14 protein-coding genes are annotated in these 14,663 nt (G+C 64.4%); 10 read left to right on the top strand and 4 right to left on the bottom strand.

Going from position 1 to position 14,663, the window contains the following annotated elements; translation table 11 throughout:
• The first annotated feature begins 29 nt into the window (after window positions 1-29).
• The 7 genes from BW989_RS04410 (at window position 30) to BW989_RS04440 (ending at window position 7,897) form a co-directional block, all read left to right on the top strand.
• On the top strand, window positions 30-320 hold the full coding sequence (locus BW989_RS04410) for an I78 family peptidase inhibitor (protein ID WP_076586437.1): 291 nt from the start codon (window positions 30-32) through the stop codon (window positions 318-320).
• A gap of 74 nt (window positions 321-394) precedes the next feature.
• The gene (gene hemN, locus BW989_RS04415) at window positions 395-1,786 is read left to right on the top strand and encodes an oxygen-independent coproporphyrinogen III oxidase (protein ID WP_076585765.1); all 1,392 of its coding nucleotides are present in this window, start codon (window positions 395-397) and stop codon (window positions 1,784-1,786) included.
• Window positions 1,787-1,811: 25 nt separating this feature from the next.
• Entirely contained in the window at window positions 1,812-2,564 is a 753-nt protein-coding gene (locus BW989_RS04420) for a helix-turn-helix domain-containing protein (RefSeq protein ID WP_207551614.1), read from the top strand.
• 88 nt (window positions 2,565-2,652) lie between these two features.
• Entirely contained in the window at window positions 2,653-4,953 is a 2,301-nt protein-coding gene (locus tag BW989_RS04425) for a nitric-oxide reductase large subunit (RefSeq protein WP_076585769.1), read from the top strand.
• A gap of 163 nt (window positions 4,954-5,116) precedes the next feature.
• The gene (locus BW989_RS04430) at window positions 5,117-6,361 is read left to right on the top strand and encodes an NnrS family protein (RefSeq protein ID WP_076586439.1); all 1,245 of its coding nucleotides are present in this window, start codon (window positions 5,117-5,119) and stop codon (window positions 6,359-6,361) included.
• Between the two features lie 33 nt (window positions 6,362-6,394).
• On the top strand, window positions 6,395-6,796 hold the full coding sequence (locus BW989_RS04435) for a SirB2 family protein (RefSeq protein ID WP_076585771.1): 402 nt from the start codon (window positions 6,395-6,397) through the stop codon (window positions 6,794-6,796).
• 12 nt (window positions 6,797-6,808) lie between these two features.
• Window positions 6,809-7,897 (top strand): PLP-dependent cysteine synthase family protein, encoded by a 1,089-nt coding sequence (locus BW989_RS04440; protein WP_076585773.1) that lies wholly within the window; start codon window positions 6,809-6,811, stop codon window positions 7,895-7,897.
• A 2-nt stretch (window positions 7,898-7,899) separates the two neighbouring features.
• Here the strand turns inward: BW989_RS04440 and fabB are convergent, their stop codons facing one another.
• Both fabB and fabA read right to left on the bottom strand, forming a co-directional pair.
• Entirely contained in the window at window positions 7,900-9,123 is a 1,224-nt protein-coding gene (fabB, locus tag BW989_RS04445; protein WP_076585775.1) for a beta-ketoacyl-ACP synthase I, read from the bottom strand.
• Complete coding sequence (gene fabA, locus BW989_RS04450; RefSeq protein WP_076585777.1) at window positions 9,123-9,638, bottom strand: 3-hydroxyacyl-[acyl-carrier-protein] dehydratase FabA; 516 nt, start codon at window positions 9,636-9,638, stop codon at window positions 9,123-9,125. The genes fabB and fabA overlap by 1 nt, the downstream gene beginning before the upstream one ends.
• A 268-nt stretch (window positions 9,639-9,906) precedes the next feature.
• Here fabA and nirK point away from each other — a divergent pair, with 268 nt between their 5' ends.
• From nirK to BW989_RS04465, 3 genes are read left to right on the top strand one after another with little or no spacing between them, the layout of a single operon-like run.
• Window positions 9,907-11,403: a copper-containing nitrite reductase gene (nirK, locus tag BW989_RS04455; RefSeq protein WP_076585779.1), complete on the top strand. Its 1,497-nt coding sequence runs from the start codon at window positions 9,907-9,909 to the stop codon at window positions 11,401-11,403.
• A gap of 2 nt (window positions 11,404-11,405) precedes the next feature.
• Window positions 11,406-12,167 (top strand): formylglycine-generating enzyme family protein, encoded by a 762-nt coding sequence (locus BW989_RS04460; protein ID WP_076585781.1) that lies wholly within the window; start codon window positions 11,406-11,408, stop codon window positions 12,165-12,167.
• Between the two features lie 25 nt (window positions 12,168-12,192).
• Window positions 12,193-12,771 carry an SCO family protein gene (locus BW989_RS04465; RefSeq protein WP_076585783.1) on the top strand — a complete coding sequence of 193 codons (579 nt, stop codon included), beginning with the start codon at window positions 12,193-12,195 and terminating at the stop codon, window positions 12,769-12,771.
• A gap of 3 nt (window positions 12,772-12,774) precedes the next feature.
• Here the strand turns inward: BW989_RS04465 and BW989_RS04470 are convergent, their stop codons facing one another.
• Both BW989_RS04470 and BW989_RS04475 read right to left on the bottom strand, forming a co-directional pair.
• Window positions 12,775-14,025 carry a TCR/Tet family MFS transporter gene (locus tag BW989_RS04470; RefSeq protein ID WP_076585785.1) on the bottom strand — a complete coding sequence of 417 codons (1,251 nt, stop codon included), beginning with the start codon at window positions 14,023-14,025 and terminating at the stop codon, window positions 12,775-12,777.
• 30 nt (window positions 14,026-14,055) lie between these two features.
• A complete protein-coding gene (locus BW989_RS04475; protein WP_076586441.1) occupies window positions 14,056-14,661 on the bottom strand; it encodes a DUF2239 family protein in 606 nt (201 codons plus the stop codon).
• Window positions 14,662-14,663 lie beyond the last annotated feature (2 nt).

Below are 14,663 nucleotides of genomic sequence, written 5' to 3' on the forward strand. Positions count from 1 at the left end.
TCGCGGCTCTCTCCTGGATGGACCCACCGATGCGCACGTCGCTACTGATGCTTCCGCTGTTCTCCGGCTTGTTGGCCGCTTGCGCTGCCACCCCGACTCCTGAACCCGCCCCGCCGGTGAGCTGCAACATCGCCCCAGCCAATGCATATGTAGGCAAGCGCGCGGACCACGGCGTGACCGAGGCCGCCCGCAAGGCCACTGGCGCCAACAGCGTGCGCGTGCTCGGCCCGGGCGATGTCGCCACCATGGACTATCGCGGCGATCGCCTGAACATCATGGTCGATGGCCAGCGCGTCATCACCCGGCTCACTTGCGGCTGAAGCACGCCATCCCGCAACGCGGGAATTGATCCGCATCAAGGAGGCTGCCAGACGACTGCGGCAGTCTCCTTGGCATGAGCCCAACTGCGCCCATCGCCGCCGACTTGCTGCGCCGCCACGACCGGCCCGGCCCGCGGTACACCTCTTATCCGACTGCCCCGCATTTCGCCGCCGACTTTGGCGAACCTGCGCTGCGCGAGGCGATCACCGCCAGCAACGGCGATCCCATCCCGCGCCGGCTGTCGCTGTACGTGCACGTGCCGTACTGCATGAGTCCGTGTTTCTACTGCGGCTGCAACCGCATCATCACCCGCGACAAGGCCCGCAGCGCGCCCTACATCGCACGGCTCAAGCGCGAGATCGGCCTGATGGCGGGGCTCTTCGATCGCGATCGGGAGGTGATCCAGCTGCATTTCGGCGGCGGTACGCCGAACTTCTTCAATCCCGCGGAGCTGCGCGACATCGTCGACGAAATGCGTCGGCACTTCCGTTTCTCCGATGCGCCCGACCGGGACATTTCGATCGAGCTCGATCCGCGCTTCGTCACCCCGGATGACATCGGCGCGCTGACGGCCATCGGTTTCAACCGCGCAAGCCTAGGCGTGCAGGACTTCGATCCCGACGTGCAGGCAGCGGTCAATCGCGTGCAAAGCGTCGAGGAAACCCGCGCGGTTGTCGATGCCTGCCGCGAGCATGGTTTCCACTCGGTCAACATCGACCTGATCCATGGCCTGCCCAAGCAAACGGTCGAAGGTTTCTCGAAAACGCTCGATACCGTCATCGATATCCGCCCGGATCGTCTTGCCGTCTACAGCTACGCGCACCTGCCGGAGCTGTTCAAAGCCCAGCGCCAGCTCAACGCCTATGACCTGCCTTCGGCCGAAACCAAGATCGCCCTGCTGCATCTCGCCATCGCGCGATTGGTCGATGCGGGTTACGTCTATGTCGGCATGGACCATTTCGCCCTGCCCGACGACGAGCTCGCGCTCGCGCAGGCACGCGGGGGACTGCATCGCAATTTCATGGGCTACACCACGCATGCCGACAGCGATCTGGTCGGCCTGGGCGTGTCGTCGATCAGCCACGTCGGCGATACCTTTAGCCAGAACCCGCGCACCTTGCCGGAGTGGGAGCTGGCGATCGACGAGGGCAAGTTGCCGGTGTGGCGCGGCTTGCGCATGAGCGATGACGATGTGCTCCGCGGCGAGGTGATCCAGCAACTGATGTGCCAGGGACGCATCGACAAATCCCGCTTCGAGCGCCGCTTCGACATCGATTTCGACGACTATTTCTCCGAGGCGCTGGAACAGCTGCAGCCGCTGGTCGGCGAAGGGTTGGTAGTGCTGCAACGCGGCGTCATCCAGGTCACGTCGCAAGGTCGTTTCCTGCTGCGTATCATTGCGATGTGCTTCGATGCCTATCTCTCCCCTGCCGCGCAAACGCCGCGCTTCTCCAAAGCGATCTGACGCCGTGTGCATGGAGGGCGGCGACATGACGCGCTCGCTCCGGCATGCGCGTCCCGACCCCGGTATGGCCGATGACGGGGATGCGCTGAACTTCTGCAGCACGTGCGCGTTCTCCAGCGCCTGCATCTCCCAGGGTTACGACAAGGCCAGCCTGCAGGAGCTGCATGTGCTGGTCGATCACGTCGGCCCGTTCCCCGAAGGCAGCGAGCTGTTCCGCGAAGGCGATCCCTTCAATGCAATCGCCGCGGTTCGCGCCGGCATGGTCAAGACCTACGTCACCGATACCCACGGCCGTGAGAAAGTATTGGGCTTCTACTTGCCGGGCGAGATCATCGGCCTCAATGCAATCCACAGCGAGCGCTACCCCTGCAATGCGGTCGCGCTGAACACGGTGATGCTGTGCCGCTTCTCCTTCCCCAAGATGGCGATGCTGGCCACCCGCATGCCCGGGCTGCAGCAACAGCTGTTCCGCCTGCTGTCGGCCGACATCGGCAAGGCGCATTTGCTGGCGGGCGATTTCAGCGCCGATGAACGCATGGCCGCGTTCCTGCTATCGCTGTCGCGCCGCTACGCGCAACGTGGCTATTCGGCGCAACGATTCCATTTGGCGATGCCACGTACCGACATCGCCAATTACCTGAGCCTAGCCCCGGAAACGGTCAGCCGCGTGCTGCGCCGCTTCCAGTCCGAGGGCATCCTGCAGGTGGATCGCCGCGATTTCGAGATCCTTGACATGGACGGCTTGCACGCGCTGGCGCGCGACATCCTGCGCGACTGATCGCAGCCCCCTTCACTTGATCTGAATCAGCGCGCCGGCCAAGGCGCAGGACGAGGATGACGACAACCCAAAGGAGGGTGTCTTCATCATGTCCACCACCAAAAAACTCTGGCTGGGATTGGCAGCGCTGCTCATCGCCAGTTTCGGCGTCATGTTGTGGCTGGGCGCGGATCTGCACCAGACCGCGCCGCCCATTCCCAATCGCGTGGTCGCCGCCAACGGCCAGGTGCTCTACACCCGCGCCGACATCGAACGTGGACGCCAGGTCTGGCAAAGCGCCGGCGGCCAGCAGCTGGGCTCCATCTGGGGCCATGGCGCCCTGATCGCCCCCGACTGGTCGGCCGACTGGCTGCATCGCGAAGCCGAAGCACTGGCCGAGCTCGATTCCCGCGCCAACACGGGTGAACCCTATGCGATGTTGGACGAGGTTGAAAAAACCCGCGTGCAGGCAGCGCTCAAACCGCAGTTCCGCACCAATACCTATGATGCGGCGACCGGCGACATCCGCGTAAGCGACCTGCGTGCGCAGGCGATCGCGCAGGTGGCCGCGCACTACATCAGCCTGTTCTCCAACGATCCGGCCACCGCTGACCTGCGCGAAACCTATGCGATGAAGAACAACACCGTGCCCGACGCGGAACATCGTCGCGCCCTGACCGCGTTCTTCTTCTGGACGTCCTGGGCGGCCAGCACCGATCGCGAAGGTGAAGCGCGCACCTACACCAACAACTGGCCGTACGAGCCGATGATCGGCAACACGCCGACCTCCGGCACCTTCATGTGGTCGATGTTCTCGATCCTCTTCATGATCGGCGGCATCGGCTTGCTTGCATGGCACTACGCCGCCTATCACGGCAAGGAAGCGCCAGTAACGCCGCCCGCGACGGACCCGCTGAAGGGCCTCACGATCACGCCGTCGATGAAGGCGACCGCCAAGTATTTCTGGATCGTGATCGCGCTGTTCCTCGTACAGATCCTGCTCGGCGCGACCACCGCGCACTATCAGGTCGAAGGCCAAGAAGCCTACGGCTTCGCCATCGCCGACATCCTGCCGTACTCGTTGACGCGCAGTTGGCATACGCAGCTCGCGGTGCTGTGGATCGCCACGGCGTGGCTCGGCACCGGCCTCTACATTGCGCCCGCGATTTCCGGGCATGAGCCGAAATTCCAGCGCCTCGGCGTCAACTTCCTGTTCGTGTGCTTGCTGATCATCGTGGTCGGCGCGTTCACCGGGCAATGGTTCGCGGTGATGCAGAAGATGGGTCTGGAACACAACTTCTGGTTCGGTCATCAGGGCTGGGAATATGTCGATATCGGACGCTTCTGGCAGGCGTTCCTGTTCATCGGCCTGTTGTTGTGGTTGACCTTGGTCGGTCGCGCGTTGTGGCCTGCGCTCAAGCGTCGCGATGAAATGTCGTCCATCGTCGGCTTGATGTTCCTCTCCACCATCGCGATTGGCCTGTTCTACGGCGCTGGCCTCATGTGGGGCGAGCACACGCATATCTCGATGGTCGAGTACTGGCGCTGGTGGGTGGTGCATCTGTGGGTGGAGGGCTTCTTCGAAGTCTTCGCGGTCGCGGTGATCAGCTTCCTGTTCGTGAAGCTCGGCCTCATCCGCGGCAAGTCGGCCACGATCAACGTGTTGTTTGCCACCATCGTGTACATGGCAGGCGGCGTGCTGGGCATGTTCCATCACCTCTACTTCGCCGGCACGACGACGGCGGCAGTCGCGCTTGGTGCGAGCTTCTCCGCGCTCGAAGTGGTGCCGCTGGCGCTGATCGGCCTTGAGGCATACGAGACCTGGAGCCATAGCCGCGCGGTGCCCTGGATGGCGCGCTATCGCTGGCCGATCATGTTCTTCATGGCGGTGAGCTTCTGGAACCTGGTAGGCGCAGGCCTGTTCGGTTTCCTCATCAACACGCCGATTGCGCTGTACTACATGCAAGGGCTCAACCTGACCCCGCTGCACGGCCACACCGCGTTGTTCGGCGTGTACGGGATGCTCGGGATCGGCCTGATGCTGTTCTGCCTGCGCGGCCTCAAGCCCGATGCCTTGTGGCACCCGGGCTTGCTGAAAGCCTCGTTCTGGTGCTTCAACATCGGTCTCGCCTTGATGGCGCTGATCACCTTGCTGCCGCTCGGCACCTTGCAACTGCAGGCCGCACTGGAAAACGGCTACTGGTACGCGCGCTCCGCCGAATTCATGGGCAAGCCGATCATCGACGTACTGGTGTGGATGCGAATGCCGGGCGACGTGATCTTCAGTGTTGGCGCAGTCTTGCTGGCGTGGTTCGTGCTGCGCCACTGGATCATGCCGAAGGTCGATCCGGCGTTGGACACGACCACGGCGAAGGACATCAAACACTCCATCCAGCAGGACGCACTCTGATCCAATGAGCCCCGGAAGGCTGGCATGAGGCTGACCGGGGAACGGCCGGGGAGGGATCCCCGGCCGTTTTTTTGTGCGCACCAGCCAGGACGAGAGCGGCTCCAGACAAATCGTTCTGACCTCGATCAAGGCAAGGACCCGTCGCTTCATCGATGCTTCCGGCATGAGCCTGCCTCCGCGCCGCACGACGTCCCTCGATCCCCGCCTGCTGGCAGCAGCGCCACATCGGTTGTTGTTCTTCGTGGGCGCGATCAATGTCTTGTTGGCCATGTCCTGGTGGGCGCTGTGGCTGGCCGATGCACGATGGCAGCTTGGATGGCTGCCCGAAGCGCCGTTGTTCGCCGGTTGGGTGCACGCCATCGTCATGCAATACCAACTGCTGCCGCCTTTCATGTTCGGCTTTTTGCTGACGGTGTTCCCGCGCTGGATGGGGTTGCCCGAGCTTCATCGCTGGCATTACTTGCCGGTCGGCCTGGGCTTGTTCGGCGGACAGGTGGCGGTGGTCGGCGGCATGTTGCTGGGGCTGGAGGCATGGGTGCAGATCGGTTTGTTCATGGCCACGGCGGGCTGGGGCTATGGCGTGGTCCAGTTGTTGCGCCCGCTGCTGGCCGAGCGGCGCGCGGGCAAGGGGCCGACGTGGCATGCATGGTCATGCTTTGCCGCGATGACGCTGGGCTTCATCGGCCTGCTGTGCGTGCTGACGTTCCTGCACAACGGCAATCCATGGTGGATGTTCGTGGCGATCAAGCTCGGCACGTTCGGATTGCTGATGCCCGTGTACCTGACCGTCGCGCATCGCATGTTTCCGTTCTTTGCCGGCAACGTGGTGGCGGGTTACACACCGTGGCGACCGATGTGGTTGCTGGCAGTGTTGTGGCCGATGCTCTTGACCCACTTGGCACTGGAACTGACGCACGCCTATGCGGCGTTGTTCTGGATCGACATCCCGCTCATGTTGCTGACCAGCTATATCTTGCTGCGCTGGTGGCCACGTGAATCGGCACCCGGTCTTCTGTGGGTTCTGTTCATCGGTTTTGCGTGGCTGCCGCTGGCATTTGGCTTGTATGCGATGCAAAGCCTGCTGTATGCGACCACCGGCGACTTTCTGCTAGGACGCGGGCCAGCGCATGCGATCTACATCGGGTTCTTCGGCTCGTTGCTGGTCGCGATGGTCACGCGGGTCACCCAAGGCCACTCTGGCCGCCCACTGGCCATGCCACGTATTGGCTGGTTCGCCTTCGTGACGCTGCAAGGGGTGTCGGTGATGCGCGTCACCGCCGATGTGTTGCCTGATCCCGGCCTGTGGCAAGCCGTGGCCGCGTTTGGTTGGCTGTTGGCTTTCCTGCCCTGGGTGCTGCGCTCGGCCGGCATCTATCTGCGGCCACGCATCGACCAGCGCCCAGGTTGATGCCGGCCATTCACCACATTCGATACGCACGCGATGATCGAGTTCTACCCGCAAATCAAGTCCCTGCATGTTTTCCTGGTGCTGCTCTCCGGCGCGCTGTTCGCCCTACGGGGCGGCGCGGCGCTGCTTGATGCCCGCTGGCCACGCCATACCGTGTTGCGCTACGGCAGTTACACCATCGACACCTTTCTCCTCACCTCGGTCGCGATGCTGGCAACGATGTTGCCGCGGGGGATGTTTGCCAATGGCTGGCTCGCGATGAAGCTGGCGTACGTGGTCGTCTACATCCTCCTGGGTGTGGTCGCGATGCGCCCCGCGATTCCGCGCAAGACAAGGACGTTCTGCTACTTAGCGGCGCTTGCGACATTCATCGGCATCATCGGCATTGCGCGGCTGCACCATCCGTGGGGATGGCTGGCGCCGCACCTTTCATGATGATGAGCATCCATGCAGATTGATGCTGCCGCCCTCCGTTGCGTCCATGCACGGCAGTGGACGAGCAGCGCCATCGCGACGCTGCAACGCGAAGCGGCCCGCTCGGCGGATACGCATCTCCTGCACATGACGTTTGCTGGCTTTCCCGGCATCGATTTCTACTTCAAGGACGAAGCCGCACATCCAACCGGCAGCCTGAAGCATCGCCTGGCGCGCTCGCTGTATTTGTATGCGCTGTGCAATGGCCGGTTGCGGCCCGGACAAGCCGTGGTCGATGCGTCTTCGGGGAGCACGGCGATTTCCGAGGCGTGGTTCGCGCGCTTGCTTGGCCTGGAATTCACTGCAGTGATGCCGGACACCACCGCGCCCGGCAAGATCGAAGCCGTGCGCGCCCTGGGTGGCCACATCGATTTGACGGCGCCCGGCCAGTGCACGCAGGCGCGCGCACGCGACATCGCCGCGGATGGAGCATGCTTCCTGGACCAATTCGGATTGGCAGAACGCGCTACCGATTGGCGCGGCAACAACAACATCGCCGAATCGATCCTGGGACAACTCGCGCGCGAGCCGCATCCCGAGCCTGCGTGGGTCGCCTGCGGCGTCGGCACGGGCGGCACGTCCGCCACCCTCGGTCGTTACTTGCGTTATCGCGGGCTGCAGACCCAACTATGCGTGGCGGAGCCCGAGGGCATGGTGTACGCGAAAGCCTGGCCCCACCACGACCGCTCAGCCGAAGTGCACACCGTCAGCGTGATCGAAGGCATTGGCCGGCAGCGGGTGGAGCCCAGCTTCCAGTTCAATGTGGTCGATGCGGTGATCGAAGTGCCGGATGCGGCGTCGATCGCGGCGATCCAATTGCTGGAAGAACGTCTGGGCGTTCGATACGGCGGCTCGTCGGGCACCAACTTCGTTGCCTGCCTGCAGCTGGCCGAGCGCATGCGCGATGCCGATGCGCGCGGCAGCATCGTCACGCTGCTGTGCGATCGCGGTGCGCGCTATCGCGAAACCCGGTACGACCCCGCCTGGCTGGCCGCACGCAGCATCGACCCTTCACCGTGGAAATCGAAATTGGCCGCGCTGCTTGAACGCGGCATCGACTGAATTCAAATGCGACCGAACACCAGGGTCGCGTTGGTGCCGCCAAACCCGAAGCTGTTCGACATCACCGTGTCGAGCTTGGCCTCGCGCGTTTCGCGCACGATCGGGAAGCCTTCGCAGCGCTCGTCGAGTTTGTCGATGTGGTGCGATGCAGCCATGAAGCCGTCACGCATCATGAGCAGGCAATAGATCGCCTCATGCACGCTGGCCGCACCCAGCGAATGGCCCGACAACGCCTTGGTCGATGACAGCGGCGGCACGTCATCGCCAAATGCTTCGCGCACGGCGCCGAGTTCGGTGACATCGCCCAGCGGCGTCGAGGTGCCATGGGTGTTGAGGTAGTCGATGCGGCGATCCAAGCCTTGCATCGACATTTTCATGCAGCGCACCGCGCCCTCGCCGCTCGGCGCGACCATGTCGGCGCCGTCGCTGGTGACGCCATAGCCCAGCAATTCCGCATGGATGCGTGCGCCGCGCTTGACCGCGTGATCGTAGTCTTCCAGTACCAGCATGCCGCCACCGGAACCGATGACGAAGCCATCGCGCGCGGCGTCATACGGGCGCGATGCGACGGCAGGCGTGTCGTTGAAGTGCGTGGACAACGCGCCCATCGCATCGAACTGGCAGGTCATGCCCCAGTGCAGCTCTTCGCCGCCGCCGGCGAACACGATGTCCTGCGCGCCATGGCGAATCAGATCGGCCGCCGCGCCGATGCAATGCGCGGACGTCGCACACGCCGCCGACAGCGAATAGCTCACGCCCTTGATCGCAAACGCCGTCGCCAGTGCGGCCGACACCGTGCTGCACATCGTGCGCGGCACCATGTACGGGCCCACCTTGCGCACGCCCTTCTCGCGCATCAAGTCGCCGGTAGCGATCTGCCATTCGGGCGAGCCGCCACCAGAGCCTGCGATCACGCCGATACGCGGATCGCTGACCGAGGCAACATCCAGCCCCGCATCCGCGATGGCCTGTTGCATGGCGATGTGTGCGTACGAAGCCGCATCGCCCATGAAGCGCTTCTGCTTGCGGTCGATCAACGCGTCCAGGTCGATGTCGCAGACCCCGGCGACTTGCGAGCGCAACCCCATCTCGGCGTATTCGGGCATGTGGCGGATGCCGCTCACGCCGTCACGCAGGGCCTTCGATACCGCATCGCCATCATTGCCCAGCGGCGAGACGATGCCGAAGCCCGTGACCACGATGCGACGAGGCGAAGCGCTGTCCATCAAAAATCCTCCACCGACTGGAACAGGCCGACGCGCAAGTCTTTGGCGGTGTAGATCTCGCGACCATCGACCAAGGTGCGGCCATCGGCGATGACCAAACGCAACTTGCCACGCAGCACGCGGCGGATATCGATCTCGTACTGCACGACTTTCGACGTCGGCAGGATCTGCCCGGTGAATTTCACTTCGCCAACGCCCAGCGCGCGGCCGCGACCAGGCTCGCCCAGCCACGGCAGATAGAAACCGGTCAGCTGCCACATCGCGTCCACGCCCAGGCACCCCGGCATCACCGGATCGCCTTCGAAGTGGCAGTCGAAGAACCACAGGTCGGGACGCACGTCCATTTCGGCGCGGATCACGCCCTTGCCGTTGGCCCCGCCGGTTTCGCTGATCTCGGTAATGCGATCGAACATCAGCATGGGGGGCGCAGGCAAACGGGCATTGCCGGGGCCGAACATCTCGCCGCGCGCGCAGGACAGCAGCGCGTCGCGATCGAAAGCAGAGGGACGGGTCATCAGGATCCGATGTGCATCGAGTGAACCCGGAAGTGTAGGCAGCAAACAGCGCAATGCGCTTCGGTATGGAACCGATTCCGTTCAGCCAGTCAGCCTGTTTGGGCCCGCGCGACCATCGCTCGCGTCATGAGGGACATGCGCCTGATCTGGATCAATCGCACGCAACTCTTCGCTGGCCGGCTCTCGAAATTTGATGTGAATCAGGGAGGGCGGCAACGCGACGGCGCAACGTTCACTGCAGAAGCGACATCCATCAAGGGGATTGCCAATGCGCCGCCAAATGTTTTGCCTGTTCATCGCCGCCTCGCTGGCACTCGCCGGCTGCAAGGCGGACAAACCCGTCGTCGCCGTCGACAGCGGCGGCTCCCAACAGGGCGACTTCGGCCCGCCGCAAGGCGAGCCGGTCAAGGCCGTACTGACCAGCCCGCCGCTGGTGCCGCCCGCCACCGGCCGCACCGCACCGGCGAAGGTGATCGTGGAGCTGGATGTCGTCGAAAAGGACATGGAGATTTCCGAAGGCGTGACCTACACGTTCTGGACCTTCGGCGGCACCGTGCCCGGCAGCTTCATCCGCGTGCGCCAGGGCGACACGGTGGAATTCCACCTGCGCAACATGCCGGACAGCAAGATGCCGCACAACATCGACTTGCACGGCGTGACCGGGCCGGGCGGCGGCGCGGCGTCCAGCTTCACCGCGCCGGGCCACGCTTCGCAGTTCACCTTCAAGGCGCTCAACGCCGGGCTGTACGTCTATCACTGCGCCACCGCGCCGGTGGGCATGCACATCGCCAACGGCATGTACGGCCTGATCCTGGTCGAGCCGCCGGAAGGCCTGCCCCAGGTCGATCGCGAGTACTACGTGATGCAGGGCGACTTCTACACGACCGGCAAGTACCACGACAAAGGCCACCAGGGCTTTGACATGGAGAAGGCGATCGACGAGCACCCGACCTACGTGCTGTTCAATGGCCGCGAAGGCGCGCTCACCAACGACAAGGCGCTGCAGACGAAGACGGGCGAAAACGTCCGCCTGTACGTCGGCAACGGCGGGCCGAACCTCATCTCCAGCTTCCACGTCATCGGCGAGATCTTCGACAAGGTCTGGTACGAAGGCGGCACCAAGTACCAGGAGAACGTGCAGACCACGCTGATCCCGGCGGGCGGCGCGGCGATGATGGAATTCCACATGGAGGTGCCGGGCAGCTACGTGCTGGTCGATCACAGCATCTTCCGCGCGTTCAACAAAGGGGCGCTGGCGATCCTCAAGGCCGATGGTCCGGAGAACAAGACGATCTACTCTGGCAAGGAGGTGGATGAGGTCTATCTGGGCGACAAGGCCGCCTCTGCCCCGGCAGGTGCGGTGGCTGCCGCCGTTGCCACCGCCGCCACGACCGGCAACGCCACCAAGGATGAGCGTATCGCTGCCGGCAAGACCTTGTTCGCCGGGACGTGTTCGACCTGCCACGGCCCGGACGGCAAGGGGATGTCCGGCGTATTCCCGCCGCTCGCCGGATCGGACTACCTCGCCAAGAACCCGAAGAAGCTGCCGGAAATCATCCTCCACGGCTTGCAGGGCAAGGTCACCGTCAACGGCAAGGATTACAACTCGGTGATGCCGCCGATGGTGCAGCTGACCGATGACGAGGTCGCCAACATCGGCACCTATGTCCTCAACAGCTTCGGCAACAAGGGCGGCGAAGTCACCCGCGACGATGCCAAGAAAGCGCGCGCGGCCAAGCCCGCCGATGCGGCCGCGGCGCACTGACGATGCGTCGCATAGCCGCCCTGTCGCTGCTCCTGCTTCCCCTGATGGCGCTGGCCGCCGGCACGGGCGGCTGGGTGCGGCTGCCGGGCGGCAACTTCCGTTCCGCGCTGAAATACGAAGATCGCAGCCTGGTGCGCACCGCACCGTTCCAGCTGATGGAAACGGCGGTGACGAACGCGGATTTTCTCGCATTCGTGAAAAAGCACCCCAAGTGGCAACGCGGTCGCGCCGCCGCCGTGTTCGCGGAGGATCGCTACCTGCAGCACTGGGCCGGGCTCGTCACGCTCGGCGCCAAGGCCCAACCCAACCAGCCCGTGGTCAACGTCAGCTGGTTCGCCGCCGATGCGTACTGCAAGTCGAAAGGCGCCCGCCTGCCCGATTGGAACGAATGGGAATACGCCGCCGCGGCTGATGAAACCCGCACCGATGCACGCAAGGACCGGGTCTGGCGCGAACGCATCTTGGGCTGGTACGCGCGCCCCTCGCGAAGCGCGTTGCCGCGGGTCGGCTTGCAGGCGGCGAACGCCTACGGCGTGCGCGATTTGCATGGTTTGGTTTGGGAATGGACGGGCGATGCCGGATCGCTGTTGGTCGATGTCGACAACCGCAAGCAGGGGGATGCCGACAAGGCCAAGTTCTGCGGCGCCGGCGCGCTGTCGATGAATGATCGCGACAACTACGCGGTGCTGATGCGGGTGGCGATGCTGTCCTCGCTCGAGGCCAACGATGTCACCGCGAACCTCGGTTTTCGCTGCGCGAAGTGATCGCGGCAGCGCTCAGGAGAATGCAATGAAACGTTTCCTTGCCAGCATCGCCTTGCTTTCAGCGATGCTGCTGCCCATCGCCGTCTTCGCGCAGCACGCCTTGCCGCGTGATTCGGTGTACCAGCTCGACGCGTCGATGACCGACCAGTCCGCGCGCAGCACCCCGCTTGCGAGTCGTCGTGGCCGCGTTCAACTGGTGTCGATGTTCTATACCTCGTGCCGTTACATCTGCCCGCTCATCATCGACAGCGGTTTGGCGATCGAGAAAAAACTCACGCCTGCGGAGAAACAACGCCTTGGCATCACCCTGATCAGCATGGATCCCAAGCGCGACAACCCAGCAGCGCTGTCCCGGGTGGCCACGCGTCGCAAGCTCGACCTCAAGCGTTGGGCATTGCTGCGACCGCAATCCGCCGATGTGCGCTCCATCGCGGGGGTGCTTGGCATCCGTTATCGCGAGCTGGCGGATGGCGAGTTCAACCACACCAGCGCACTGGTCCTGCTGGATGCCGAAGGCCGCATCCTGGCCCGCACCGAGCAGTTGGGCAGCGTGCCGGATCCGCAGTTCGTTGCGGCCGTCAGAAAAGCTCTCGCCGCCCGTTGATGCTCAAGGCGCGGCAGGTGCCGTGACGCCCTGCGTGTTGCGTCGACGCAATGCCAGCAGCAACGCGAGCGCCAACAACAACGAGGCGATGAACCACGGCATGCCCGGCAGCTCGATCGGCGCCTTGTCGCCGATGAACAAGGCGAAGGCACCGGTGTAGAGCGTCGGCCCCAGGATGCCCGCCAGGCTGATCAGGCTGGCCATCGCGCCCTGGATGCGGCCCTGTACTTCCGGCCCCACTTCACGGGTCACCAACGCCTGCGCGGCCGGGCCGGCCAAGCCCCACAGCGACATCAACGGGATCGCGCACAGGAACAGCCAGCCGAGTGGCGCCGCGCCGTAGGCGGCAAACCCCAACGTACCCGCCATCAACCCCAGCACCAGCGTGTTGGTCTCGCCGAACTTGGGCACGATGCGTCGCACCACGAGGCCCTGCACCAAGGCCGAGCACACGCCGACCACCGCCAGCACTTGGCCGACCGTCATCGGGCCCCAGCCATAACGGTAATCGGCATACAGCACGAACACGCTCGGATACACGTAATGGGCGAGGTTGCTGAGCAAGAGGATCGCCGCCAACCCCACCAGCTGCGGGTACTGGCGGATCAACTTGATCGAACCGATCGGGTTGGCCTGCTTCCACTCGAAGCGCGCGCTGCGGCGTTCCGGCGGCAGCGATTCGGGCAACACGAACAGGCCGTAGCAGAAGTTCAGCAGGGCCAGGATCGCCGCGCCCCAGAACGGATAGCGCAGGTCGAAGTGGCCCAACCAACCGCCCAGCATCGGGCCGATGATGAAACCGACACCGAATGCCATGCCCACCATGCCGAACGCGCCGGCACGTTTTTCCGCTGGGGTGACATCGGCGATGTAGGCGTTGGCGGTGGTGAAGCTGGCCGAGGTCATCGCGGAAATCACCCGCGCGACGAACAGCCACATGAGGCTCGGCGCCAGCGCCATCAGGATGAAGTCGAGGCCCAGCCCCAGACAGGACAGCAGGATCACCGGCCGGCGGCCGTAGCGATCGGACAACGCCCCTTGGATCGGCGCGCTGAAGAACTGGATTGCCGCGAACACGGTGCCGAAGATCCCGACCCACCACGCCGCCGTGCGCGTATCGCCACCGACGAATTCTTCGACCAGATGCGGCAGCACCGGGATGATCAGGCCGAACGCCAGGATGTCGATCAGCACGGTGACGAAGATGAACACCAGCGCGGCGCGGCGAGCCTGGGGGGCGGGCGTCGAAGTCATGCGGTTATCCGGAAAGGAGTGAGGCCGGCGTCAGTGCGGCCAGGCATCGGCGGCGAGCATGGTCGCATGATCGCGTACGTCGTCGGGCCATGCCGAGACTTCGGCATCGAATTTCAGACTGTCGCCTGCGAACAAGGCGCGCGTGGCTTCCTCGAAACCGGGGCGATCGCCGCCCATCGAGGACAGGAAACGATACGCACGCTCCTGCGCTGCGCGCCGCTGATCGCCCGCTGCATGCTCGCCGCGTGCGGCATCGACCAATTTGCGCAGCGCCACCGATGCGCCGCCCGGCTGCGCGCTCAGCCACTGCCAATGGCGCGGCAACAGGGTGACCTCGCGCGCCACCACGCCCAGCTTGGGTCGGCCGCGGCCGCGTTTAGGGACTTCGGTTCCACTGGGGGTGGGCACTTCGCCCCGATTAAGCCGCTGCACGACCTCCGCCGCGCCGCCGCGCAGGTCCAGGTCAATCAGGCGAGCGTCGGCATCGTCAAAGATCAGCAGCCGCGCATCGGGTTGGGCCTCCAACGCCTGCTGAGCACGCAGGGCGACATGGCGAAGCTCGCCCGCAGCAATCCGGCGGTCGTCCAGGAAGGCGGTGCATCGGGTATCGATGCGGTAAGGGTCGGGCGATGTCATAT

Origin of the sequence: Solilutibacter tolerans (assembly GCF_900155935.1) — a bacterium.
In the GTDB taxonomy this organism is placed as follows: domain Bacteria; phylum Pseudomonadota; class Gammaproteobacteria; order Xanthomonadales; family Xanthomonadaceae; genus Solilutibacter; species Solilutibacter tolerans.